Source organism: Psychromarinibacter halotolerans (assembly GCF_029168315.1).
In the GTDB taxonomy this organism is placed as follows: Bacteria; Pseudomonadota; Alphaproteobacteria; order Rhodobacterales; family Rhodobacteraceae; genus Psychromarinibacter; species Psychromarinibacter halotolerans.
The window spans coordinates 165728-190159 of record NZ_JARGYD010000003.1 but is presented as its reverse complement, the minus strand read 5'-3'; the positions used below and the strand labels follow the sequence as shown (position 1 = coordinate 190159).

At 66.3% G+C, this 24432-nt stretch carries 22 protein-coding genes; 14 read left to right on the top strand and 8 right to left on the bottom strand.

What is annotated here, in order from left to right; translation table 11 throughout:
• The first annotated feature begins 266 nt into the window (after positions 1-266).
• Genes P1K30_RS09445 through P1K30_RS09435 form a run of 3 tightly spaced genes read left to right on the top strand, consistent with a single transcriptional unit; the run spans position 267 to position 3257 of the window.
• The gene (locus P1K30_RS09445) at positions 267-1235 is read left to right on the top strand and encodes a tripartite tricarboxylate transporter substrate binding protein (RefSeq protein WP_275632473.1); all 969 of its coding nucleotides are present in this window, start codon (positions 267-269) and stop codon (positions 1233-1235) included.
• Between the two features lie 21 nt (positions 1236-1256).
• Positions 1257-1745, top strand: coding sequence for a tripartite tricarboxylate transporter TctB family protein (locus P1K30_RS09440; protein ID WP_275632472.1), 489 nt, complete (start codon positions 1257-1259; stop codon positions 1743-1745).
• Positions 1746-1748: 3 nt separating this feature from the next.
• The gene (locus P1K30_RS09435; protein ID WP_275632471.1) at positions 1749-3257 is read left to right on the top strand and encodes a tripartite tricarboxylate transporter permease; all 1509 of its coding nucleotides are present in this window, start codon (positions 1749-1751) and stop codon (positions 3255-3257) included.
• A gap of 19 nt (positions 3258-3276) precedes the next feature.
• Here P1K30_RS09435 and P1K30_RS09430 read toward each other — a convergent pair whose 3' ends face one another.
• Genes P1K30_RS09430 through P1K30_RS09420 form a run of 3 tightly spaced genes read right to left on the bottom strand, consistent with a single transcriptional unit; the run spans position 3277 to position 5948 of the window.
• Positions 3277-4779 (bottom strand): tripartite tricarboxylate transporter permease, encoded by a 1503-nt coding sequence (locus P1K30_RS09430; RefSeq protein WP_275632470.1) that lies wholly within the window; start codon positions 4777-4779, stop codon positions 3277-3279.
• A gap of 3 nt (positions 4780-4782) precedes the next feature.
• A complete protein-coding gene (locus P1K30_RS09425) occupies positions 4783-5229 on the bottom strand; it encodes a tripartite tricarboxylate transporter TctB family protein (protein WP_275632469.1) in 447 nt (148 codons plus the stop codon).
• A complete protein-coding gene (locus P1K30_RS09420) occupies positions 5226-5948 on the bottom strand; it encodes an SDR family NAD(P)-dependent oxidoreductase (protein ID WP_275632468.1) in 723 nt (240 codons plus the stop codon). Before P1K30_RS09420 ends, P1K30_RS09425 begins: the two co-directional genes overlap by 4 nt.
• 303 nt (positions 5949-6251) lie before the next feature.
• On the opposite strand from P1K30_RS09420, the gene P1K30_RS09415 reads away from it, so the two are divergent.
• From P1K30_RS09415 to P1K30_RS09405, 3 genes are all read left to right on the top strand, one after another.
• Positions 6252-7700 (top strand): FAD-dependent oxidoreductase, encoded by a 1449-nt coding sequence (locus P1K30_RS09415; RefSeq protein WP_275632467.1) that lies wholly within the window; start codon positions 6252-6254, stop codon positions 7698-7700.
• Entirely contained in the window at positions 7697-8650 is a 954-nt protein-coding gene (locus tag P1K30_RS09410) for a Bug family tripartite tricarboxylate transporter substrate binding protein (RefSeq protein ID WP_275632466.1), read from the top strand. Before P1K30_RS09415 ends, P1K30_RS09410 begins: the two co-directional genes overlap by 4 nt.
• A 247-nt stretch (positions 8651-8897) precedes the next feature.
• Positions 8898-9122: a hypothetical protein gene (locus P1K30_RS09405; RefSeq protein ID WP_275632465.1), complete on the top strand. Its 225-nt coding sequence runs from the start codon at positions 8898-8900 to the stop codon at positions 9120-9122.
• 103 nt (positions 9123-9225) lie between these two features.
• Here P1K30_RS09405 and P1K30_RS09400 read toward each other — a convergent pair whose 3' ends face one another.
• Together P1K30_RS09400 and P1K30_RS09395 are read right to left on the bottom strand one after the other, a co-directional pair.
• Positions 9226-10137 (bottom strand): isocitrate lyase/PEP mutase family protein, encoded by a 912-nt coding sequence (locus tag P1K30_RS09400; protein ID WP_275632464.1) that lies wholly within the window; start codon positions 10135-10137, stop codon positions 9226-9228.
• The gene (locus tag P1K30_RS09395) at positions 10134-10814 is read right to left on the bottom strand and encodes a GntR family transcriptional regulator (RefSeq protein ID WP_275632463.1); all 681 of its coding nucleotides are present in this window, start codon (positions 10812-10814) and stop codon (positions 10134-10136) included. Before P1K30_RS09395 ends, P1K30_RS09400 begins: the two co-directional genes overlap by 4 nt.
• A 253-nt stretch (positions 10815-11067) precedes the next feature.
• On the opposite strand from P1K30_RS09395, the gene acnA reads away from it, so the two are divergent.
• From acnA to P1K30_RS09375, 4 genes are read left to right on the top strand one after another with little or no spacing between them, the layout of a single operon-like run.
• Positions 11068-13674 (top strand): aconitate hydratase AcnA, encoded by a 2607-nt coding sequence (acnA, locus tag P1K30_RS09390; protein WP_275632462.1) that lies wholly within the window; start codon positions 11068-11070, stop codon positions 13672-13674.
• Positions 13671-14075: a nuclear transport factor 2 family protein gene (locus P1K30_RS09385; RefSeq protein WP_275632461.1), complete on the top strand. Its 405-nt coding sequence runs from the start codon at positions 13671-13673 to the stop codon at positions 14073-14075. Before acnA ends, P1K30_RS09385 begins: the two co-directional genes overlap by 4 nt.
• The gene (locus P1K30_RS09380) at positions 14072-15436 is read left to right on the top strand and encodes a dihydroorotase (RefSeq protein WP_275632460.1); all 1365 of its coding nucleotides are present in this window, start codon (positions 14072-14074) and stop codon (positions 15434-15436) included. The genes P1K30_RS09385 and P1K30_RS09380 overlap by 4 nt, the downstream gene beginning before the upstream one ends.
• Before the next feature lie 27 nt (positions 15437-15463).
• Positions 15464-16177, top strand: a complete 714-nt coding sequence (locus tag P1K30_RS09375) for an isochorismatase family protein (protein WP_275632459.1) — start codon at positions 15464-15466, stop codon at positions 16175-16177.
• 79 nt (positions 16178-16256) lie between these two features.
• On the opposite strand, the gene P1K30_RS09370 is transcribed toward P1K30_RS09375, so the two are convergent.
• A complete protein-coding gene (locus P1K30_RS09370) occupies positions 16257-17438 on the bottom strand; it encodes a GAK system CofD-like protein (protein WP_275632458.1) in 1182 nt (393 codons plus the stop codon).
• 240 nt (positions 17439-17678) lie between these two features.
• Between P1K30_RS09370 and P1K30_RS09365 the strand changes: the two genes are divergently transcribed.
• The 4 genes from P1K30_RS09365 (at position 17679) to P1K30_RS09350 (ending at position 22323) form a co-directional block, all read left to right on the top strand.
• Positions 17679-18002 (top strand): SH3 domain-containing protein, encoded by a 324-nt coding sequence (locus tag P1K30_RS09365; RefSeq protein ID WP_275632457.1) that lies wholly within the window; start codon positions 17679-17681, stop codon positions 18000-18002.
• Between the two features lie 133 nt (positions 18003-18135).
• Positions 18136-20286 carry a Wzz/FepE/Etk N-terminal domain-containing protein gene (locus P1K30_RS09360; protein WP_275632456.1) on the top strand — a complete coding sequence of 717 codons (2151 nt, stop codon included), beginning with the start codon at positions 18136-18138 and terminating at the stop codon, positions 20284-20286.
• A 177-nt stretch (positions 20287-20463) separates the two neighbouring features.
• The gene (locus tag P1K30_RS09355; RefSeq protein ID WP_275632455.1) at positions 20464-21225 is read left to right on the top strand and encodes a WecB/TagA/CpsF family glycosyltransferase; all 762 of its coding nucleotides are present in this window, start codon (positions 20464-20466) and stop codon (positions 21223-21225) included.
• Between the two features lie 3 nt (positions 21226-21228).
• The gene (locus tag P1K30_RS09350; RefSeq protein WP_275632454.1) at positions 21229-22323 is read left to right on the top strand and encodes an acyltransferase family protein; all 1095 of its coding nucleotides are present in this window, start codon (positions 21229-21231) and stop codon (positions 22321-22323) included.
• A gap of 16 nt (positions 22324-22339) precedes the next feature.
• Here P1K30_RS09350 and P1K30_RS09345 read toward each other — a convergent pair whose 3' ends face one another.
• Together P1K30_RS09345 and P1K30_RS09340 are read right to left on the bottom strand one after the other, a co-directional pair.
• On the bottom strand, positions 22340-23581 hold the full coding sequence (locus tag P1K30_RS09345) for a hypothetical protein (RefSeq protein ID WP_275632453.1): 1242 nt from the start codon (positions 23579-23581) through the stop codon (positions 22340-22342).
• On the bottom strand, positions 23575-24432 hold the full coding sequence (locus P1K30_RS09340) for a sulfotransferase domain-containing protein (protein WP_275632452.1): 858 nt from the start codon (positions 24430-24432) through the stop codon (positions 23575-23577). The genes P1K30_RS09345 and P1K30_RS09340 overlap by 7 nt, the downstream gene beginning before the upstream one ends.

Sequence of the window (24432 nt, the reverse complement as noted above, 5' to 3'; positions counted from 1 at the left end):
GTGGCGCGGGCTGGGTTGGCCAGCCGGCGCCGATGCACGGTGCTAATTCAAAATTCGAACTTGCATCCCGGAATGCGGAATGTAGATCTGGAATTCAGGAATAGGAGGGCTAGCTCGACTTGTCAAATGGCGATGTAGCATCGTCATTCTTAACTTTCTGTGCGGTAACGAATTAACTTTTGCCGGTTGAAAGTAAAAATATGGGATGTTAATCCCGCAATACGGAATGGCGTGGAGGCGCCGGATCGACCCTTAGGGAGGAACTCATGGGAATCTTGAAGAACGCGGCTCTCGCCGCAGCAACCGTCGTCGCCGGAGCGGGCGCCGCTTGGGCCGAATACCCCGAAAGCCCGATCACACTGATCGTGCCGTGGTCCGCCGGTGGCGGCACCGACGCAACGGGCCGCCTGATCGCTGGCCAGTTGGAAGAGACGCTGGGCCAGCCGGTCAACGTCGTGAACCGCACGGGCGGCGGCGGCATCGTCGGCCATACCGCGCTGGCCGAGGCAGAGCCGGACGGCTACACGCTGGGCATCATCACCACCGAACTGTCGATGTACAGCGCCGTCGGCTCGGCCGAGCTGACCTACGAAGACTACAGCCTTGTCGGCCTGTACAACGCCGACCCCTCGGCGATCTTCGTCAAGGCGGACTCGGAATTCGAAACGGTCGAGGATCTGGCCGAAGCTATCAAGGCGGACGTCAGCGCGCTTAGCACCAGCGGCGCGAACTTCGGCGGCCTGAACCACCTGTCGTGGATCAGCCTTGTGCAGGGTCTCGGCGGCGAGGCAAGCGCGGTGAACTGGGTGCCGACCGACGGCGGCGCACCGTCGCTGCAGCTGCTGGTCTCGGGCGCAATCGACGTGGTGGTCGCGCAGTTCCCCGAAGCCAAGGCGCTGATCGAGGCGGGCGAAATCCGTCCGCTGGCCTATCTGGGCAGCGAGCCCAACGAAGGCTTCCCGGACGTGCCGACGGTCAATGACGCGCTGGGCGTCGACTTTGCCATCGCCGGCTGGCGTGGTCTTGCCGGTCCTGCCGGTCTGCCCGACGACATCACCGCCACCCTCGTCGAGGCGCTGGACGGCATCGTGCAGTCTGAACCCTTCAACGAAGCGATGGGCAATCTGAACTACGGCGTTGTCTGGGAAGGCGGCGACGACTTCATGGAGTACCTCGCGCAGCGCGGCAAAGCCTTCGGCGATGCCATCTCGTCTGCCGGTCTGGACAACCAGTAAGTCCGGATAACGGGTGATAGCATGACAAAGGCCAATTCATACGGCGAACTCGTCATCGGGTTGGCCTTTGCCCTCGGCGGCGTGGGTATCTATATCCACGCCGCCGGATTGCGCTCGATGCCGGGCATGGCCGTCGGATCGGGACTGTTCCCGAAGATCACCGGCGTGCTCATGGTTCTGTTCGGGCTGATGCTGGCGGCGACCGCCGCCCGCGGCTTGCTGCGCGACAGCGGATCGCGGTCGGACAGCGGCGGCCCCGGCATTTCCCTGTCGGGCTATTCCATCATCGTCTTTCTCGGCCTGATCGTACTGACGGCGATCCTGCCGTCGATCGGCTTTCTGCTGGGGGGCATCGTCTTCACGGCGCTTGTGTGCCGGTTGGGCGGCGCGGGCTGGATCGGCAGTGCGCTGTTCGGCATCGGCATGACGGTCGCATTATACGCCGTTTTCGTTCACGGCCTTGGCGTTCAGCTTCCGCGCGGCGTGCTGGGCGGACTGCTGGGAGTCTAGACGATGATCGAATCCCTTCTTTCCGCCGCCGCACTGGTGTTCACCGCAGACACGCTGCTGGTGATCCTGCTGGCCTCGGCCTTCGGGCTGTTCGTGGGGTCGATGCCGGGACTGACCGCGACGATGGCCGCGGCGATCCTTGTGCCGATCACCTTCTACATGGACCCGGTCCCCGCCATCGCCGCGATCATCTCGTGTACCGCGATGGCGATCACGGCGGGCGATCTGCCGGGCACGCTGCTGCGCATCCCGGGCACGCCGGCTTCTGCCGCCTATGTCGAGGACGCCTACGGCATGACCAAGCGCGGCAAGGCCAGCCTTGCCATCGGCGTCGGCATCACTTCGGCGACCATCGGCGGCCTTGTCGGGTCGCTGCTGATCCTGTTCGCCGCGCCGTTCCTTGCGAAATTCGCGCTGGGCTTTTCGAGTTTCGAATATTTCTGGCTGGCGCTTCTGGGCCTTAGCTGCGCCGCGCTTGTTTCGGGCGGCGGTGTGGCGAAGGGCCTGTTGTCGCTGCTGCTGGGCCTGTTCATCGCGCAGGTCGGGCTGGACCCGTTGATGGCGCAGCCGCGGTTCACCTTCGGGTCGTCCGAACTGGCAGGCGGCATCAGCTTCATCCCCGCGATGATCGGGATGTTCGCGCTGGCCGAGATCCTGCGGAACGGCCGCTCTGGCGCCACGTTCAAGGATCAGGCGCGCGTCGGGAACCCGTTCAAGGGCGTCGGCGGCGTCCTGTTCAAGTTCCGCAAGAACCTGTTCCGCGGCGCGGGCATCGGTGCCGTCATCGGCGCGTTGCCGGGCGTCGGCGGCGACCTTGCCGCGTGGGTCACCTACGCGCTGGCCAAGCGGACGTCCAAGACGCCAGAGAAATTCGGCACCGGCCACCCCGAGGGGCTGGTCGAGGCGGGCGCAACCAACAACGCCGCGCTCAGTTCCGCGTGGATTCCCGCGATGGTCTTCGGCATCCCCGGCGACGCCGTGACCGCCATCGCGGTCGGCGTTCTGGTGATGAAGGGGATGGACCCCGGCCCGCAACTGCTGACCCTGAACCCGCAGAACTTCTACGCCGTGCTGTTGGTGTTCTTCCTTGCGAACCTGCTGCTGCTGCCGTTCGGCTTCGCGGCGGCCAAGGCGTCGCGCTACGTGTTCAGCGTTCCGCGCGCCTATCTCAACGCCGCGATCCTGCTGTTCTGCATCGTGGGGTCCTACGCCATCAACAATTCGATGTTCGGCGTCTGGGTGATGATCGTGCTTGGTCTGGTCGCCTACCTGCTCGAGGCGCACGGCTTCGCGGTCGCGCCCATCATCCTTGGCATCGTGCTGGGGCCATTGCTGGAAACCAACTTCACCACGTCGATGATGATCGCACGCGGTGATCTGCTGGCCTTCTTCGGGCGTCCGGTGGCGGCGGTGCTGGGGGTTGCGACGCTTGGGATCTGGGCGATGGTGATCACCTCGGCGGTCGTTCTGGCGCGCCGTCGCAAGCGCGAGACCGAAAGCCAGACCGCCTAGGCGGTCTGGCAGGTTCGTTTCAGTCCTCGGCCAGCCGCGCCCGGCGGCGGGCGATGTAGCCGGGGATCGCGATGCTGGCCACCAGCAGCAGCGTCAACACAAGGAACGCGGCCGAGATCGGACGGTCGATGAAGGTGGTGATGTCCCCGCGAGAGAACAGCAGCGCGCGGCGGAAATGCTGTTCCAGCATTGGCCCAAGGATGAAGCCCATCAGCATCGGCGCGGGCGGATAGCCATAGGCGTTCATCAGGTAGCCGACGATGCCGAACACGATCACCGTCATCACGTCGAACGGGCTGTTGGCGACCGAGTAGACACCGATGCAGATGAAGAACAGGATCGCCGGGAACAGCAGACGCTGCGGCACGGTCAGGATGCGGACCCAGAAGCCGATCAGCGGGATGTTCAGGATCAGCAGCATCAGGTTGCCGATCCAGAAGCTGACAACAAGACCCCAGAACAGGTCGGCGTTGGTGGTGAAGAACTCGGGGCGCGGGGTGATCCCGTGGATCATCATCGCACCCAGCAGCACCGCCATGCCCGCGTCGCCCGGAATGCCCAGCGACAGCGTCGGAATGAACGCGGCCTGCGTGGACGCGTTGTTGGCGGCCTCGGGGGCCGAGATGCCTTCGACAGCGCCTTGGCCGAATTTCTCGGGCGTGCGCGAGACGCGCTTTTCGAAGGCATAGGCAAGGAAGGCGGCCAGCGTCGGACCGGCGCCGGGCAGGATGCCGACGAACGACCCGATGATCGACCCGCGCACCGTGGGCTTCCACGTTTCCTTCATGTCCTTCTTGGTGGGCATCAGTTCCCGCAGACGCACCTTCTGCGGCGCAAGATCGCGCGGCTTGCCCGCGTTCTTCAGGATCTCGGCCACGCCGAACAGGCCCATCGCCATCGCAACAAGGCTTAGGCCGTCCTGCAGTTCCAGGATGCCAAACGTGTAGCGGATCGCGCCCGATGTCGGGTCCATCCCGACCGTGGACAGCAGCAGCCCCGCGACCACGCTGATCAGGCCCTTCACGGGCGAGCCCAGCGACATCGTCGCAGCGGCGACCAGACCCAAGAGCATGATCGAGAAATACTCGGCGGACGAAAACTTCAGCGCCATCTGCCCAAGCGCCGGCGCGAAGCTCATGACTAGCACGATGGCAAAACAGCCGCCGACGAACGAGGTGATCGTCGTGATGAACAGCGCGACACCGGCGCGGCCCTGCTTGGCCATCGGATAGCCGTCCAGCGCGGTGACGGCGGTGGTCGAGGTGCCCGGCAGGTTCAGCAGGATCGACGCGGTCGAGCCGCCGTATTGGGCGCCGTAGAAGATACCGGCAAGCATGATCAGCGCGCTCATCGGTTCAAGGTGGTACGTGATCGGCAGGGTCATCGCGACTGCGGCCAGCGGGCCGATGCCGGGCAGGACGCCGATGAACATGCCGACGGAAACGCCGATCAGGCAGAACAGCAGGGCCTCGCCGGTGATGGCGACATCAAGCCCAAGGGCGATACCGGACAAAAGATCCATGTGTCAGCTCCCGAAGACGGCGATCGGGATGCCGATGCCACGAATAAAGATGAGATAGCCGACCAGCGTGACGCCAGCGGCCAGCAGCACGGTTTCCAGCAGTGTGATTTCGCGCTCGGACTGGGCCGCGATGGCGACCAGCGCGAAGGTCGAGACGACAAAGCCCACGCGGTCGATCAGCAGCACCCAGATAACGATGGCGCCCATGATCAGCGCGAAGGGCCGGAACCGCAGGTCCAAAGTGACCTTGTCGGCCAGCCTCCCTTGCCACGCCGCGATCAGGCCCAGCAGCACCAGCATCACGCCAAGCGCGATGGGGACAAAGCCGGGGCCCATGCGGACGATCGTGCCGAAGGCGTAGTTCCCGGCGATGACGATGGCGGCAAGTCCGATGACGGCCCAGACAAGGGCTGCCGCGATTTCCTGCCGGTTGTGTTCGGGGCGCTTCATGTCGGCGACCTCTCTGACTGGGACGCGACGAGCGAGGCTCCGCCGCACTGGGTTATGGTCTGCCCGGTGATCGCGCCCGCGTCCACCGAGGTCAGGAAAGCGACCGTGGCCGCGACCTCTTCGGGGCGGATCACGCGGCCGAAGGGAAGCGGGCGCACCGGCGCGTCGGCACGGGCGGGGTCGCGAAGCTGCGGTGTGTCGGTGGCGGCGGGGGCCACCACGTTCACGGTGATGCCGCGCGCCACATGCTCTGCCGCAAGCGAACGTGCAAGCCCGTCCAGCGCCGCCTTGCTGGCGGCATAGTATCCACGTCCGGGCCTGCCTTGGGCGGCGCGGGACGACAGCAGCACGACGCGGCCGCGCCCGTCGGGCATGTCCGGGATCAGCATCCGTGACAGCCGGTGCGCCGCGCCGACGTGCAGGGTCCACAGCGCGGTGCCCGCGTCTGCATGGGTCTGCGCGTTGTCCGCGCGCATGATGCCTGCGGCGTGAACGAAAGCGTGGGCGGTCGTGCCGGCCAGTTGCGTCACGGCGTCTTCGATCCCTGCGACGGTGGCAAGATCGGCGCGGACGCAGCCGGTCAGGGGCGTGTCGGCGGGGGGCTCGGAAATGTCGACGCCAAGGACGGACCAGCCGTCAGAGGCAAGCCGATGTGCCACCGCGCGGCCAATTCCCGACGCAACGCCGGTCACCACGGCAAGGGGGGCGGAACCGCTCACGGGTTGAACCGGATGCGACGGTTGCACGGGGAAGGAAACGGACGTTGCGAGGGCATGGGCACCAGTCGTTACAGTTGTCTCTGGAATGGCAAGACCGGGCGCAACTGTCAACAGTATGAGCATCAGGTGCCCGTCGGGTCGGGGGGAAGTTGTCGGAATGGATAGCGATTTTCTTTCCTTATCGTGCGAAAATGCACTGCAATTGCGCGGAAACCTGTGCGCGAGGGCCAAATGCACCGTCTTTCACAGAAGGCGTTGACCTCCAGCGCGACTCTCCGCATAGTGTTGACACTTTGAAAAGGTATGACCGTGACCCTGACGACCGCTGCGACGCCGGAAACCCCTGATATCGAGGTCGACGTTCTTGTCGTCGGCGGCGGTGGCTGCGGTCTGGTTGCCGCGATTGCAGCCGATGCGGCGGGGGCCTCGGTCGCGGTGCTGGAAAAGCAGTCCCGGCTGGCCGGGAACACGGCGCTGTCCAGCGGTTCGATCCCCGGTGCGGGCACGCGGCTTCAGGCCGCTGCCGGTGTCACGGACGGGCCGGACGTGTTTCGCAACGACCTGATGCGCGTCAGCGGACCCCATGATGCAGACCACCTGACCGAGCGGCTGGCCGGACTTTCGGCAGAGCTTGTTGAATGGCTGATCGACGAGGCCCACGTCGGCCTGACGCTCGTCGCCGGATACAAACACGTCGGCCATTCCGTCACGCGTCTGCACGCGCCGCCCTCGCGCACGGGCGCGGAACTGATGGCGGATCTCGAGGCAGAGGCCGAGCGGCGCGGCATCCCCGTGGCACCCGGCCAGCCCGTGGTCGAACTGACCGTGGCCGATGGTCGCGTGACGGGCGCGATTGCCCGCGACCCGGATGGCCGCGAAAGCCGGATCGGCGCCAAGGCTGTGATCCTTGCGGCGAACGGCTTCGGCGGCGCGCGCGATCTGGTGGCAGAGCTGTGCCCAGGCGCGCAGGCGGCGACCTATGCGGGTGCGACCGGCTCGACCGGCGAGGCGCTTCGCTGGGGCAGGGCGCTGGGCGCCCGCACCGGAAATCTTGGGGCGTATCAAGGCCACGCCGGACTGGCCGCGCGCAGCGGCGTGCTGGTGACGTGGACCGTGGTCGAGCGTGGCGGCTTCGTCGTCGACGCAAGCGGTCAGCGCATCGGGGACGAGACGCTGGGCTATTCCGCCTTCGCCGGGGTCGAGCTTGCCGCCACCGGGCCGCTTTTCATGGTATATGATGCAAGGATCGAGGCCGACGTGGCCGCCGGTCAGCCCGAGTTCGCCGAGATCGCGCGGATGGGCGATGCGGTGGCCGGGGCGACGGCGGGCGAACTGGCACAGGCCATCGGCGTGCCGGGCGATGCGCTGACCGCGACCATCGACGCCGCGGCCGCCGCCGCCGCCGGGCAGGCCGATGCCTTCGGCCGGACGGCGTGGGGTCTTGGCGCGCTACAGGCGCCGTACCGGGCGACACGGATCACCCCGGCGCTGTTCCACACCCAGGGCGGCCTTGCCGTGGACCGGGACGCCCGCGTGATCGGCGCGGACGGTGCACCGATCCCCGGTCTGTATGCCGGGGGTGGTGCTGCCACGGGGATCAGCGGCCGCGATGGCGGCAATGGATATGTTTCGGGCAACGGGCTGCTTTCGGCGCTCGGGCTCGGGCTTATAGCCGGACGAAGCGCGGTGGCGGATGCCGCTGTGCCGGACGGCGAACCGAACCTTAAAGTTCAACAAGGAGTAACGACATGAACACCAAACTCACCGGCCTTCTCGCCGGCGCCGCGCTGGCGCTGGGCGTGACCGCGGCCGCTGCGCAGGACTATCCGACGCGTGCGATCACGATCATCGTGCCCTATTCGCCGGGTTCGACCGACACCATGGCCCGCACGCTGGCCGAAAGCATGTCGCAGGAACTGGGCCAGCCCGTCGTGGTCGAGACCCGTCCCGGCGCCGGTGGCACCGTTGGCGGCGCTGCCGTCGCGAATGCCGATGCCGACGGCTACACCCTGCTGTTCGCGGTTTCGTCGGTTCAGACCGTTGCGCCGCACCAGCGTGACCTGCCCTACGGCTTCGACGATCTGGCGCCGGTGGCGCGGGTCGCTGTCGGTCCGAACATGATGGCCGCCCGCAACGGCGCGCCGTTCTCGACGATCGAAGAACTGGTGGCCTACGCCAAGGAAAACCCGGGCGCGGTCAGCTACGGTTCCGCCGGCACCGGCGGCGCGACCCACATCGCGGCCGAAGCCTTTGCCCGCGCCGCCGGGATCGAGCTGTTCCACATTCCCTTCGACGGCGTGACCCCGGCGGTCGCTTCGACCGTTGCCGGTGACGTGGATCTGGTTCTTGGCTTTGCCTCGGCGATCCTGCCGCAGGCCGAAGGCGGCAACCTTGTCGCGCTGGCCCAGCTGAGCGAAGAACGTACCGCCGTCGCGCCCGACACGCCGACCCTGATCGAAGGTGGCGTCGAACTGGCCCTGCCGCCCAACACGGGCCTGTGGGCGCCGGCCGGCACTCCCGAAGACGTGATCGCCACGCTGTCGGCCGCTGTCGAGGTTGCCGCGTCCAGCGAAAGCTTCACCACCTTCACCACCAGCGGTCTGACCGCCGTCGACTATGCCGACTCGGCCGAGTTCACCGAGGTTCTTAAGGCCGAAGACGCGTTCTTCGCGGACCTTCTGCCGACGCTGAACATCGAGTAATCGGCCCACGCGTTTCTCTTCCCGCGTAGACGGCCGAGGGGGCGGACAGCAATGTCCGCCCCTTTTTCTCGTGTGCGTTTCGGTTCCCAGAGGGCAGGGGCCGCGGGCCACTAAGCTTGACAAAACGCGGTCGATGGGGCGGATTCCGGGCGTGCGGTACGTTCCGGCCTTGGGCGATGCGCCCGGCCAACACCGCACCGCGCCGAAGCCGACCGCTTCGCGTGACGCCAGAATAGGGAAGAATGCGATGCTTCGTCTTTCATCGGTCTTGATCGGGTTGACCGTGGCCCTTGCCGGGTGCGGCGGGACCGTGTCCTACAGCCCGGACGAAGGCATCCCGGTCCCCGGCGTGCGGTTCACCGGCACTGCCGTAATGGGCGTGTCCGGCGGGTCCGACCGGCCGACGCGGTTCCTGTCGGGCTTGAAGCGCAACAAGCGCGAGATCGAGGGCAGCGGATACAGCGGCCCCTGACGGCGGTACGACCGCCCGACCACAGTTCCGTTCCACGAAAAAGGGGGCACACGGTCAATCCGCGTGCCCCTTTTTTCACCGTGAGTGGTGTGCGTGGCGGACCTTAGTCCGCCGGAATTTCCACGCCGTCCAGATCGTTGAAGCGCGCCTCCAGATCGCGGAATTCGTTGAAGCCCATCAGGCCCCAGATGTCGTCGATCGACGCCATCAGGTCGGGGCGGTCGACCACCTCGCCGGTGGGGATCGCTTCCTTCAGGGTGGCCAGCACCGTTTCCATCGCCTTCAGCGCGGCGGCGGGCAGCATCCGGGGCAGGGTGACCCGGCGCACGCCCAGTTCCTTCATCCGCGCGATCGGGATCAGCGGCGTCGTGGGGCGCGACCGCAGGCCGAAGCCCATGTTGACCGACACGGGGATGTCCACCGCGTCGACCAGCGCCTTGATCTGGTCCTCGCCCTTGATGGCGTCGGCAAAGATCAGGTCGGCGCCCGCCTTCTCGTACAGCTTGGCGCGCTTGATGGCGCCTTCCAGCCCTTCCAGCGCGATCGCGTCGGTGCGGGCGAGGATGACAAAGTCGTCGTCACGGCGCGCGTCGCAGGCGGCCTCGATCTTGCGCGCCATCTCGCGCATGTCGATGACGTCCTTGCCCGCCATGTGACCGCACCGCTTCGGCGATACCTGGTCCTCGATGTTGATGCCGGCGACGCCGGTGTCCTCGAACCGGCGGGTGGCGTGCCACACGGTGGCGGGGTTGCCATAGCCGGTATCGGCATCGGCCATGACCGGGATCGACACGCTGTCCGCGATCATGCGGCAGGCGTCGAGGTTGTCGGTCAGGCCCATGATGCCGACGTCCTCCATTCCCATGCGCGAGTTGGCAAGCCCCGCGCCGGTGGTGCAGGCCGTCTTGAAGCCCATCTTCTCGACAAGGCGCACGCTGTAGCCGTCGTAGACGCCGGGCGAGACAAGGATGTCGTCTCCGGCAAGAAGTTCGCGAATGCGCTTGGTGGGTTTCACGCGTGGGTGTCCTTTCTTCGCCGCCCCGTGGCGCCCTTTGTCGGGGGCTGGGCGGGTTCTGTATCCAGAAGGCGCTGCAGCGCCTCGGTGGCGCGGGCGATGTGCGCCCGCATGAGCGACTCGGCCAGTTCGGCATCGCGCGCTTTCATGGCGCGCAGGATCTGCCAGTGTTCTGCCGAGGCGTTGTCGTGCCGCCCCGGTGTCGAGCCCGAGCGGGCGCGATACAGGCGCAGCAGGTAATAAAGTTCGTCGCACAGAAGCGACTGGATGCGGCTGTTGCCGCTTTCCTCGGCGATGCGGACGTGCAGGTCCAGCACACGGCCGTTGCCGCCCGCCTGTTCGAAATCGTCCAGCAGCCGCTGCATTGAATCGTCGCTCATCGCGCGCGTGGCCAGCTTAACGCTCATGCCCTCAACGCTTTCGCGAAGCTGAAAGATCTCTATCATGTCGTGGACAGACAGATCGACGACTCGCGCTTTGAAGTACGGTTCCTTGGTGACAAGGCCGCGCCCCTGAAGCGCCTTGACGGCCTCGCGCACGGGGCCGCGGCTGACGCCGAAACGGTCAGCAAGAGACGCCTCGTTCACGACGCCCCCAAGCGGGATCTCACCGCTTAGGATCAACTGGAAGATGGCATCGAATACAGTGTCGACGCGCGTGCGCTGTTGGCCGGTCATTCCTTCCCCATTCTGTCAACACTTTTGGGAAACTTACCGTGTTCAACGCGAAAGTAAACGAGAAGATCGCTCGGCACAAGGTTCGAGAGGCAATACTGTTGACACTTTTTGGTTCGCCGCCTATCCAGATCACATGCAGCACACGCAGCCTAAAGATTCCGCAGTGATCGGTCTGACCGATCTTCGGGTGAACGGGGCCCCGGGGGGCCGCTTCATCGACGTGTCCTCTTTGCTTTCGCACCGGGATCGGCCCTTGCCGAAATCGTTGCGCGTGGTGCTAGAGAACCTTGCCTATCAGTCGCTGGATGGCCGCGATGTCGCGTCCGAGATCGCCGCGCTGTGCGACTGGTCCGCGCAAACGGCAGAGATCGCGGTGCCGCTGGCGGTGTCGCGGGTGATGCTGCCCGACAGTTCCGGCCTGCCGGCGCTGATGGATCTTGCCGCCGCGCGGGACGCACTGGTGGAACGCGGGATGGACCCCGGCGGCGTCGAGCCTGCGGTGCCGGTGACGCTGGTGATCGACCACTCGCTGATCGTGGACGTCGCGGGGCACCCGAACGCTCGCGCCCGCAACATCGCCAGCGAATACCGGCGCAACGCCGAACGGTACGCCTTTTTCAAATGGGCCGAACAGGCGTTCGACCGTCTGAAAGTCGTCCCGCCGGGATCCGGCATCATCCATCAGGTCCACCTTGAAAGCATCGCGCAGGTCGCGGCAAAGCGGCCGCTGGCCGATGGGCCGGTGACCACGACCGAGTTCGTGCTGGGCTGCGACAGCCACACGACGATGGTCGGTGGGATCGGGATGATGGCGTGGGGCGTCGGCGGGATCGACGGCGAGGCCGCCGCGCTTGGCCTGCCGTATCAAGTGCGCATTCCCCGCGTCGTGGGCGTGCAACTGACCGGGGAAATGCCGGCCGGTTCCACCACGACGGACTTGGTTCTGACGGTGACCGAACGCCTGCGGCAAGTGGGCGTCGTCGGCGCCTTCGTCGAATTCTGCGGCCCGGGCGCCGCCAGCCTGTCCGTGCCGGACCGGGCGACGATCGCCAACATGGCGCCCGAATACGGCGCGACCTGTGCGTTCTTCCCGATCGACGCGCGGACCATCGATTACCTGTCCGCCTCGGGGCGCGACGCCGATCACGTGGCCGGGGTTAAGGCTTATGCCCGCGCCAGCGGCATGTGGGCCGAGCCCGACGATCCGCTGCCCGAAGTGACAGAGATGGTCGAAATCGACCTGTCCGCCATCGTGCCCAGCGTCGCCGGTCCCAAGCGCCCGCAGGACCGGGTGCCGCTGGACCGCGTCGCCCCCGCCTTCCGAGAGGCGCTGACCGCGCCGGTGGGTCCGGGCGGATTCGGCCTGTCCGACGATGCCCTGTCCGCCGAGGCGCAGGTCACGGTCGACGGCGCGCCGGTCACCCTGCGCCACGGCAGCTTGACCATCGCCGCGATCACGTCGTGCACCAACACCTCGAACCCGACGGTGATGCTGGCGGCCGGACTGTTGGCCCGCAACGCCGTCGCGCGGGGGCTGGACGTGCCGCCGCAGGTCAAGACCTCGCTTGCGCCGGGGTCCCGGCTGGTCGAGGACTATCTGGCCGACGCCGGTCTGATGGCGCCGCTGGAACAACTGGGCTTCCACGTCGTCGGCATCGGCTGCACCACCTGCTCCGGCAAGTCCGGGCCGTTGGCGCCGGGGATTTCCGAGGCCGTTGCGGAAAACGATCTTGTCTGCGCGGCGGTGCTGTCGGGCAACCGCAACTTCGAAGGCCGCATCCACAAATCGGCCCGTGCATCCTATCTGGCGTCGCCGCCGCTGGTCGTGGCTTTCGCACTGGCGGGACGTGTCGACATCGACTTTGCCACGGAACCGCTTGGCACGGATGCGGATGGCCGCCCGGTGATGCTGTCCGATATCTGGCCCGACCGCGACGAGGTCGCCGCGCTGGAACGCGACAGCCAGACGCCGGGTCGCTTCCGCAAGGTCTATCGCACGCTGTTCGATGGCGCGACGCTTTGGGACGAACTGGGCAACCCGCGCGGGCCGGTCTTTGCGTGGGACCCGTCGTCGACCTACATCAAGCGCCCGCCGTTCATCGAACTGGGCAGCGACGGGATGCCGGACGCGCTGGACGACGCCCGCGCGCTGGTCGTGGCCGGGGACTCGCTGACCACCGACTTCGTGACCCCGTCCGGTGAAATTCTGCCGGACACGCAGGCCGGGCAATACCTGATCGACGCGGGCGTGAAGCCTGCCGACTTCAACGCGGTGACGCAGCGGCGCGGCAACCACGAATTCATGGCCCGCGTGACCTTTGCCAACCAGCGGATGAAGAACCGTCTTGCCGGCGGGATTGAGGGCGGGTTCACCCGCCGCGCCCCCGACGGCGAGGTGCAGACGATCTTCGACGCCGCGCAATCGATGCGCGCCGAGGGGCAGCTGCCGGTGGTTCTGGCGGGCAAGGACTATGGCATGGGCTCCAGCCGCGACTGGGCCGCGAAGGGTCCGAAGCTGCTGGGCGTCGCTGCGGTGCTGGCCGAAAGCTTCGAACGTATCCACCGCGCCAACCTGATCGGCATGGGCATCGTTCCGCTGGTGTTCCAGCCGGGGGACAGTGTCGAAAGCCTTGGTCTGACCGGGTTCGAACGCTTCCGCTTCACCGGTCTGCACGCGGCCGTCACCGATGGCGCGCCCGTCTCGGTCCGGGCCGAAAGCACCGACGGAACGGTGACGGCGTTCGACGTGCGCCTTGACGTCGCCAGCAAGCACGAAACCGACCTGCTGCGCGAAGGCGGCATCTTCGGCGAAATCATGAAGGCCGCCCTTGGCGCCAAGCAGGAAAGGCAATCGGCATGAACATCCGTGGCTCTGCCATCGACCGTGCCGTCGCCTATCTGGCGGCGATGCAGGACAGGGATCTTGACCTTGCCCGCCGCTACGTCGCCGACACCGGCCTGACGCTGGTCTTCCCAGGGGGGCGCCGGTTCTCTCGGCTGGAAGACATCCGCAGCAACTCTGCCGGGCGTTATGAGATTGTGAAGAAACATATCCTCGACTGTCACGCGTGGGAACACGAGGGCGCCGAACGGGTGATGATCACCGGAACGCTTTACGGCAAATGGCTGGACGGCAGGTCGTTCGACGGCATCCGCTTCATCGACTGGTTCGAGATGCGGGACGGCCTGATCGTGCGGCAAGAGGTCTGGAACGATACCGGCGAGAGATTGCTGGAGATGAAGAAGGGAACGAGCGAGTGAGCTACGATCTTATACTGAAGAACGGCGAGATCGTGTTTCCGGGCGAGGGCGTCGCCCGCGGTTCGGTCGCGGTGAAGGGCGGCAAGATCGCCGCTATTCTGCAACCCGGCGAAACCGCCGAGGCCACGCGCGTGATCGACTGCACCGACCGCTGGATTATGCCCGGCGCCATCGACCCGCACACCCACGTCGGTTTCGGCGCCAAGGAAGACGACTGGACGACCGAAACCCGCACCGCCGCGATGCAGGGCGTGACCGGTCTGATGACCTTCTGGCGGTCAGAGGATCTGGACAAGACCACGCCGGAATGGCGCGACGCGGGCGAGGCGCGGTCGGTAATCGACTTTGGCTTCCACTTCGGCGTCACCGCGCGGCGGCATGTCGAGGATTTCCCGAAGCTGGCCGCCAAGTACGGCGTGACCTCGCTGAAGGTCTACCTGATGTACAAGGGCGAGACAGGCCGCGCGAAGGGCTTCACCGAGGTGGACGACGCCCTGCTGTTTCAGGCGCTGCAGGCGGCGGCGACCGTCAAGGGGGGTGTCGTTGGCGTGCACTGCGAGAACACCGAAGTGATCCCGGTGTTCCGCGAACCCGTGAAGGCGTCGGGCCGCATGGACCTTGGCGCGTGGGACGACCAAAGCCCCGGCTTCCTAGAAACCGAGAACGTGTTCCGCGTCGCCTATTTCGGCGAAAAGGCGGGCTGCCCGGTGAACATCGTGCACATGTCGGCGGGCGAAAGCCTTGACCTTGTGCGCAAGATGCGCCGCCCCGACCGCCCCGCGATCAACGTGGAAACCTGCATCCACTACCTCGCGCTGACCCGCGACAGCGACATCGGGGATCTGGGCAAGGTGAACCCGCCGCTGCGGTCGCAGTCCGACGCCGATACCCTGTGGGAAGGCGTGCGCGACGGCGCGGTGCAGACCATCGGGTCCGACCACGTCGCGCGCAAACGGGCGACCAAGGGCCCCGACATCTGGCAGGCCTCGGCCGGGTTCCCCGGTCTGGCGCAGATCTGGCCGGTGCTGGTGTCCGAAGGTTTCCACAAGCGCGGCATCCCGATCGAGACGCTGTCGGCCGCCACCAGCCGCAACGTGGCCAAGCTGTACAACCTGTCCGGCAAGGGCCGCATCGCGCCCGGCTATGACGCCGACTTCGCGATCGTCGACCCCGACGGCGAAACCACCGTGCGGCACACCGACTATCCGTCGCACTCCGATTACTCGCCCTACGAAGGCACGACGTTCCGCGGCGCGGTGACCCACACGGTCCTGCGCGGGATGCTTCTGTCCGAGAATGGCGCGCTGGCCGAAGGCGTCGATGCCGCGCCCGCCGGCAAGTACCTGTTCCGGGCCAACTAAGCCCGTCCGACCAAGAAAGAGAGACACATGAGCGAACGTATCTGGGACAAGTTCCTGACCGACAAGGACAAGCGGATCTTCCAGTTGGCCGGTTATGGCAAACGCGGCGGGTTCGGCACGCGCCCGGCGCTGTTCATCATCGACGTCCAGTACAACTTCACCGGCGACGAGCCGGGCGAGGATCAGGAAGAAGGCGTCAAAAAGTACCGTACCCACTGCGGTGAAGCCGGCTGGAAGGCCGTGCCGCACATCGAGCGCCTGCTGAAGATCGCCCGCGAGAAGAACCTGCCGGTGTTCTACACCGTGTCCGAGCGTCGCCCCGACATGATCGACAGCGGCGTGCAGGTCGGCAAAAGCCACCGTGGGCACGAGAAGACCTCGACCGAGGGCAGCCACGCGACCCAGACCGTCGCCCCGCTGTCGCCGCAGCCGCAGGACATCCTGATCGGCAAGCGCAAGCCGTCGGCCTTCTTCGGCACGATCTTCATGAGCCACCTGAACTTCCTTGACGTGGACACGCTGATCATGACCGGCTGCACCACCTCGGGCTGCCTGCGCGCGACCACGGTCGATGCGTATTCGCTGAACTTCAAGGTCGTGATCCCGGAAGAGACCGCGTTCGACCGGTTCGAAGCAAGCCACGCGATCAACCTGTTCGACCTGAACTGCAAGTATGCGGACGTGATCCCGACCGACGAGGTCGCCGCCTACATGGAAAGCCTGCCGGTGCGCGAAGCCTAAGGCACGCCCCATCCAAGCTATGTGACGCGGTCGCCCCCGGCGGCCGCGTTTTTCGTTGCGGGCCCATCCGTCTTTCGGCTCAGCACAGCGACACCAGCACGCGGGCCACACGGTCCACGTCGTACCGTTCCTTTCCGTTTTCGGCGAGCGGCAGGCGCACACAGGGGATGCCGTGGGTCTGCTCGACCCGCGCACAGTCTTCGGCGGGCAAGGACGTGTCGCACAAGACATGGCTTACAAGGTCGCGCGGCGCGGTCTTCGGGCCTGCGTCGTGCAGCATCGGCGCAAGGATCGCGGCGATCTGGTCGGTCAGGTCGTGTCCCAAAGCCTCGGGGTCGCGCCCAAGGCTGGGCAGGTACACCTTCGGCACCCGCTGTTTCGCCACAGCCCGGCCGACGCCTGCGGGCAACAGGTTGGCCACCACGCTGGAATACAGGCTGCCGGGCGGATAGCAGATCACCTCTGCCTGCTCGATCAGGCTGCGGTTCCGGTCCGGCAGCGGCACCGCGTCGGGGGACAGTTCCGTTTCGCCGTCGCTCAGGAACAGGCGGGCGATCGGGCTGTCGATCGCCGCCGTCTCTTTGCCGCTGATGTGGCGCTGGCCGATGATCCTGCGCCCGTCCCGCAGGTCGACGCCAAGCTGCAGGTTCTCGTCCACGACGGCGCGGACCGTGCCGCGCACATCGACCATCTTCGACATCAGGAACAGCACCGGTTCCAGCGCGCGGCCGTTGCCAAGATAGCCGCCGGCAAGGATCAGGTTGCCGATGCTGGCGCCCCGGTAGTCGAAGTCGTCGGTGACCTCTTCGGCGAACCGGGCAAGCTGGGTGCGGATCAACTGGCGCATCGGCTTGGCGATGGCGGTCAGAAGCGGGTGCTTGCCATCGACCATTTGCGCGACCTCGTCCCGCAGCACGGCGTTGTCGGCGCCCTTCGGCAGGCGGTGGCTGAACAGATCATAGACGTCGGGCTGACCAAGCACCGTCTCATCCGCCAGCGCCATCAAGCGCGAACGCAGGTCGCCCACGGCCGGGATGTCGAACGCCCGGCGCAAAACCTGCGAACTGCCGCCGCTGTCGAACGGGGTGATCAGGTGCATCGAGTTGAAGGTATAGTGCTTCAGCCGCCGCGAAATCCCGTTCAGCGCGCTGCCGCCGCTGAAGAACAGGATGCGCGGCCCAAGGTGCGGCGCGCTTTCCGCCCGCGCGACCCGAAGGTCGTCGGGCAGGGCCACCTCGTGCTCGACACGGATGAAGGTCATGTCTGTGCTGCCTCCCTGACAGACCGGATACCGTGGCGTCTGCACCGGTACGTCCGGCGACTATGGCACCATGACCAACGAAGATGCCATACGCCTGTCTTCCGCTGCAGCCATCCGGGCGGGGTGTCCGGGCGTGGAAGGGATCATGCCGATCCGGCAATGACGCCGGGTCGTTCTCTTGTTAGGCTTCCGGTCAGGCGCGGCCAGTGTCGGCCCGCGCAGTTTCAGAAGGTTCTTTGTATGCCAAGATTACTAACCGCCGTGGCGCTTGCCCTGTTCGCGACCGCCGTGAATGCCCAGCAGATCTATGTCCCGCCCGGGCCCTACAGCAACGACAGCGGCTGTCTGGTGCAGGGGCTAGACCCCAACGGCGACGGGTTCCTTGCGCTGCGGGCTGGACCCGGCACGAACTATGCCCAGATCGGCAGCCTTCACAACGGCGACGCCGCCTATCTGCGCAAGTGCGAGGGGCGCTGGTGCTATGTCGAAAACGGTGCGATAGGCGGGCAAGAGGCGCGGTTCCGGGGTTGGATCTATACGGCGTGGTGCCAGTTCTATCCCTGACCAAAGCCCGACGTCGGTAACCCCGATCCTGCGGCTTTTAATCAATATTTAACCCTTAACCTGTCCTCTGGCCGAAGGTGCCCGTGGCGGAAAACGCTTTCCAACCGGGCTTTTCGCAGGTGGCGGGGCAGGGATGGCGGATATCGGATTGGTCAGTCAGCCGGGGGCAAGGCCGGGGCAGGACACGGTGGTCCGTCCCCTGTCGCCCGGCATCGTTCCCGCCAGTGGTGCGACCGCCGATACGATGGTGGACCTTGGTCACCTTGCCTCGGCCCTGTGGCGGGGCCTGTGGCTGATCGCGGCCTGCGTGGCGCTGACCGTCGGACTGGCAATGTGGTATCTTCTGGACGTGGCGGTGCCGAAATACACCGCCGAGGCCCGCATCGTCATGGAAGCGCGGGATCAGAACGTCGTCGACCTTGAAAGCGTGATCTCGGGGCGCGGTACGGATGAGGCGTCGCTGAACACAGAGATGTCGGTGATGACCTCGCGCACCTTGCTGGAAACGCTGGTCCGCGATCTGGACCTGACCGCCGACCCGGAGTTCAACACGCGGCTGGAACCCGCACCGGCGCTGTCTGCGGTTGGCGTGGTGGACCGGGTGCGCGGCTGGCTTGGACTGCCGTCGCTGGATGCAGAACCCCGCACCGAGCAAGAGGTGCTGCTGGACACGGTCGATGCGCTGGCCGAAGTCGTCTTCGTCCGGGTCGAGCCTTATTCCTATGTGTTCAGCATCCGCGCCAAGACCGGCGACCCGCACAAATCCGCGCTGATCGCGAACCGGCTGGCGGCGATCTACCTTGACCAGCAGATCTCGACCAAGTTCTCGGCCACGGAATACGCCGTCGACTGGCTGTCGCAGCGGGTGACCGAGCTTGAGCTTGAACTGAAACAGAAGGAAGAGGCGGTGCTGGAACTCAGCTCGGTCTCGCTTCTTATGCCGGAGGCCTCGCTTGAGGCGCTGAAAGCCCGCGCGCGCGAGGCTTACGACCGGCTTGCCGAACTGGAAACGGCGGCCCTTGTGGCGCAAGAGGCGGCGGATGGGTTTTCTGCCCGGCAGGCGGATGGGGACCTGCGGGCAGCGGCAGAACTCGCCCGCGACCCCGAGGTGTTCGCCCTGCTGGACAGCGGCGACACCACCGGCGCGCTGGACCGCCTGCGCGCGGCGCTGGAGCGGTTGCGCCAGGCGGATGCCGACGCGGCCGAAGCCGTGGCCGCCGCGCGGGCAGAGCACGACACGCTGACCGCCCGGATCGAGGCCGAGGATGCGCAGCGACAGGACCTGACGCAGCGGATCCGGGATGCCGACGCGACGCGGGTGCTGTACCAGACCTTTCTTGCGCGGCTGAAGGAAACCTCGATCCAGATCGGGCTTCAGCAGGCCGACAGCCGGGTGTTGTCCGCTGCCGTGCCCGGCGAAGAGGTCGCGCCGCGCCGCGCGATGATCCTTGCGGTCGCGGCCCTGCTGGGCGTCGTTCTGGGCGTCGGGATCATCCTGCTGCGGCAGTACCTGAACCGGGGGTTTCGCACCGCCGACGATCTGGAGCAGGCGACCGGTTATACCGTGCTTGGCCAGATCCCGAGGATGCCGTTGCGGCGGCGGCGCGGCGTGCTGGACTATCTGCGGCGCAAGCCGACCTCCGCCGCGGCAGAGGCGATCCGCAACCTGCGAACCTCGGTCCTTCTGTCCGACGTCGACACGCCGCCCCGGGTGATCATGTCGACCTCTTCGATCCCTGGCGAAGGCAAGACGACACAGTCCATCGCGCTGGCACAGAACCTTGCGGGCCTTGGCCAGAAGGTGCTGCTGGTCGAGGGCGACATCCGCCGCCGCACCTTCGCGCAGTACCTCGATGCCGACGCGCCGGGCAGCCTTGTACAGGTGGTGTCCGGCACGCTGACGCTGGCAGAGGCCGTGGTCTCTGACCCGGCGCTGGAGATCGACGTGCTGATGGGCGACCGGTCGTCGGTCAACGCGGCGGACATGTTTTCGTCCGACAGTTTCCGGCGGTTCATCCTGTCGGCGCGCAATGCCTATGACTACGTCGTCATCGACACGCCGCCCGTTCTGGTGGTGCCGGACGCGCGGGTTCTGGGCCGGTATGCCGACGCCATCGTCTATTCGGTGCAGTGGGACAGGACCTCGAAAGAGCAGGTGACAGCGGGCCTGCGGATGCTGTCTTCGGTGCATCTGCGGATCACGGGACTGGTCCTGTCACAGGTCGATCCGAAGGGAATGCGACGGTACGGCTATGGCAAGGCGTATTACGACGCCGGCGCCTAGCCCAGCCTGCGCCAAACGGCAGGCGCGTGAGGGCGCATTCACCCGTTTAGATTTCGTTAGCAAATATTAACGTAAAATATTGAAATTAAGGTAAAAATTTAACCTACCATTAAGTGTTCATCTTCGAAACTGGGGTCGCTGACGGAGTCAGGGGTGACTTGTTTCGAGGAACTGACAGTGGATCGCATCAATGTTGGCGGCTATGAAACCGTTACGGCGGATCGCAAGGAACTTTCCGCATGGATCACCGGACAATGTCTTGAACGACGAACGGCGGCGGCCCCGCCGGCGATGGTCTTTTCGTCCAACGGGCAGGGCATCGCGCTGCGCGGGCGGAACCCGGACTTCGACCGCGCGATGCGCGCGGCGGACGTGGTTCATGCCGACGGGATGTCCGTCGTGATGGCGTCCCGCCTGCTGGCCCCGCAGGCGATCCGGGAAAGGTCCGCGACGACGGACCTGTTTCACGACGTGGCGCGGGACGCGGTGGCGCACGGGCTGAACTTCTACGTGCTGGGCGGGACCGAGGATCAGAACCGCCGCGCCGTCCACGCGATGCTGGCGCTGTATCCCGACCTGCGGATCGTCGGGCGGCGCAATGGATACTTTGGCCGGGACGAGGACGCAGAGGTCTGCCGATCCATCGTCGCGGCGGGAACGGACGTGTTGTGGGTCGGACTTGGCAAGCCGCTTCAGGAAACATGGAGCCACGCGAACCGCGGACGCCTGCACGGCGTCGGCTGCATCAAGACCTGTGGCGGGCTGTATTCCTACCTGACGGGCGATGCCGCCCGCGCGCCGCTGTGGATGCAGCGGACCGGGCTGGAATGGCTGTTCCGGCTGGCGCAGGAACCCAACCGGCTGATGCGCCGCTATCTGGTCACCAACACGGTCAGCGCCTGGCGGCTTCTGACCCAGACCGGCTCGCGCGGGACATAGGGCATGTACCAGGGCTGGTTCCGTCTGTTTCTGGCGTTGCTGGTCGTCTATGCGCATTACTTCCCGAACATCGGAAACACGGGCAAGTACGCCGTGTTCAGCTTCTACCTTGTGTCGGGATATCTGATAACGGCCGTGACCTGCGGCCGTTATTCGGATGGGCTGCGAGGCTTCGCCGCATTCCTGCTGAACCGGGTGCTGCGGATCTATCCCGCCTATTTCGCGGCCTCGGTGTTCTCTGTCGCGGTGATCCTGCAGGCGCCGGATGTGGCGGCGCGGATCTCGCCCTACATGCACCTGCCGGACAGCCTGCAGGGCTGGCTGCCGCAGGTGGCGATCTTCGGCGCGCTGACGCCCTCGGGCAAGGCCGACGCGCTGTTGGTCCCAGTGGCATGGAGCCTGAATGTCGAACTTGTCTACTACCTGCTGATCGCGGGGCTTCTGGGCCGGTCATTGGTGATCTGCACCGCGTGGTGGTGGGCATCGCTGGCGGTGGCGCTGGGCTATGGCGTGCTGGGCGACATCGACCGGCACTATTTCTCGTTCATCAGCCCGTCGATCAGCTTCGCGACCGGCGCGATGCTGTACCACCACCGGACCGCCCTGTTCCGTCGGCTTCGGTCCGTGTCGGCCGCGCCCGCCTTTGCCGCCAGCCTTGCCGTCTTCGCGGTCTTCGTCTTCTGGCCAGAGCCGATCGCGCTGTACCTGTACGCCGTCCGCGGCTTGCCGCTGGCAGAGGTGCAGGCCCGGCTGTGGATCGTGGATGCCTTCTGGCTGGTGCTGCTGATCGTTCCCTTCGCCGCGCTGTCCCTGATGCTGTCGCTGGCCCCCGTTCCGGGGCCGGGCGCGCGGGACCGCCGCGCCGCCCGTCTGGCCGGTTTCTGTGGCGACCTGTCCTATCCGATCTTCCTGTTGCACTGGCCGGTGCTGGTCCTTGTGACCGCGCTGTGCGGCGGCGCGGGCGGGATCGGGCCCGACCGCGAATGGATCTACTCAGTGATCGCCCTGCCGGTCGTCATAGCGCTGGCTGCGCTGGTCGTGGTGCTGGTCGAACGGCCAATGGCAAAGCCCCGCGCGCGGGTCCGGCTAGCGGCCTAAGCCGCGCGTCCGTGCCTTAGGCCGGGACGGACGCGGGCCACGTTCGCGGCAGGGCGCGCGCCTGCGGACGCGCCAACCCGTTCACCGCGATCAACAGCAGACCGAACCACGGCAGGTCGTGGACCCGGTCCACCAGCATCAGCGTCAGCGCGAAGAACCCGAAGGCCGCCATCGACAGGTCGCGCGGCGCGATGACGAAACGGTATGTGATCATCCCAAGGACCAGCGCGGTGAACGGCAGCCCGAACTCTGCCAACAGGACGGTGATGCTGGAATACGGCTTGTTGGAACTGGAACTGATCGCCCAGATGTCTTGAAGGAAGGTGGCCATCACCGCCTGCAAATGGCGTTCGTGGTATTCGGGCGTGAACATCCCCGGCAGTTGCGGCACCGAGAACGAGGACAGCTCGGCCGTCAGGTGGCTTGTCCAAAGCGCGGCCTGCCCGCCGTACTGCCCAATGCCGCCGCCGATCCACAGCGTCAGGGGTACGTCGTCGAACATGCGGGCGATCAGCACGAACTGGTAGACCTTGGGATGCAGCCCGAACAGCTGGGAGAAGGTGGTCGACACCGTCTGAAGACGGAACGACAGGTAGGACCCGATCAGCGCCAGCAGCAGGGCCAGCACCACGGCGGCCTTCACCGGGCGGCGCAAGGCATAGCAGGACAGACCGGCGATCCCGGCAAGGATGCCGATCAGGTAGTTCGGCATCAGAAAGTTGATCGCCGCAAGCAGCAGGAATCCGCGCCGCATCCGCCTGCCAAGACCGCGCTGCCGCAACTCGCACACAAGGCCCGCAAAGCCGAATAGCGTGACGATCCGCGCGCCGCCGAGGCCGAAGGTGGCATAGTAATAGTCGGGCAGGAAATGCACATAGGGCAGCCTGAAGGGAAAGCCCATGCGGATCAGGCTGACAAGGCTGGTGGCCGCGATCACCAGTTGGAACAGTCGGATCAGCGTCGTCGGGTCGATCCACCGCCGGTCTGGCCCGGCCCCGAAGGCGCCGATCAGGAAGGCAAGGCACAGCGCGTATTCCAGCACCGCCACCGTCCCCGAGACATTGGCGGTCAGCGTGTTGACGGCGAAGGCGCAGGTCAGGAACAGCAGCAGCGGAATCTGCACCGGGATCCAGTCGCGCGCCCGAACCAGCGCCAGCGGCGCAAGGCTGTAGGCGGGATAGCTTAGCGCGGTGCGCGGCAGGAAGGTCAACAGCGTGACGGCCCCGTAGGCCAGCGTTCCGGCGCGGATGCTTACCACGGCAGCGGCCCGTTCAGCAGGTCCGCAAGGCGGGCGTTGTCGTTACGAAACGTGTCGGCCAGATGCGCGGTGATCTCTGGCGCAACGCGGCCCGCATAGACACCCACGTTGCGCGGCCGGACCGGCGGCGGGGCGTGGTCGGCGAGGCCGAGGAAGGCATGAACCTCGGCCAGCACCGCGCGCGGCTCGGCGAAGAACCTGTCGCTGGTCTCGATCAGGAAGTTCTCGCGCGGGAATAGGGCGAAGTACCGCTCCAGCTGCTCGGCATAGCGCCCCCGCCCGACGTAGGCAAAGCTTTGGCCCTGCGTCCGGTGCTCGTGTCGGCGGCCCAGCAGGACAGCGGCCTCCTGTCCGGTGCGGGCGGGCTCGGCCTCCAGCGCCTCGGCCAGCGGCAGCCGTTCGTAGCCAAGGCGGCGCTCGTGGAAATAGTGCGAGATCGCGCGGTCCACCGGGTTGCGCAGCAGGATGACGAACCGTGTCGTCTGGGGCAGGGTGTCCGCGATGCGCCGTGCCGCCTCGGGCACGAACAGATAGCACGGCGTCGCCTCGCCGGTCAGGCCGGGACCGCTTGGGAAATTGGACCTGTACCAGTCGGCACCCCAGTTATGGAACCTGTCGAAATACGAGATTTCCTTGGTGCGCGCCGGGGCGGTGCCGGGGTGGCGCATGATCAGGTCGTACAGGGTGGTCGTCCCCGCCTTCTGTGCGCCCAGCAGCAGGAAGTCGGGCAGTCGGCCGGACTGCCCCGTGAGCTGCCGCAGCTTCTGGACGCCGCGACGGGCAAGATAAACCTCGGGCCGGATCAGGTTCCGGACCTGTTGCGGCAGCATCTTGCGGGCGACAGCATCCAT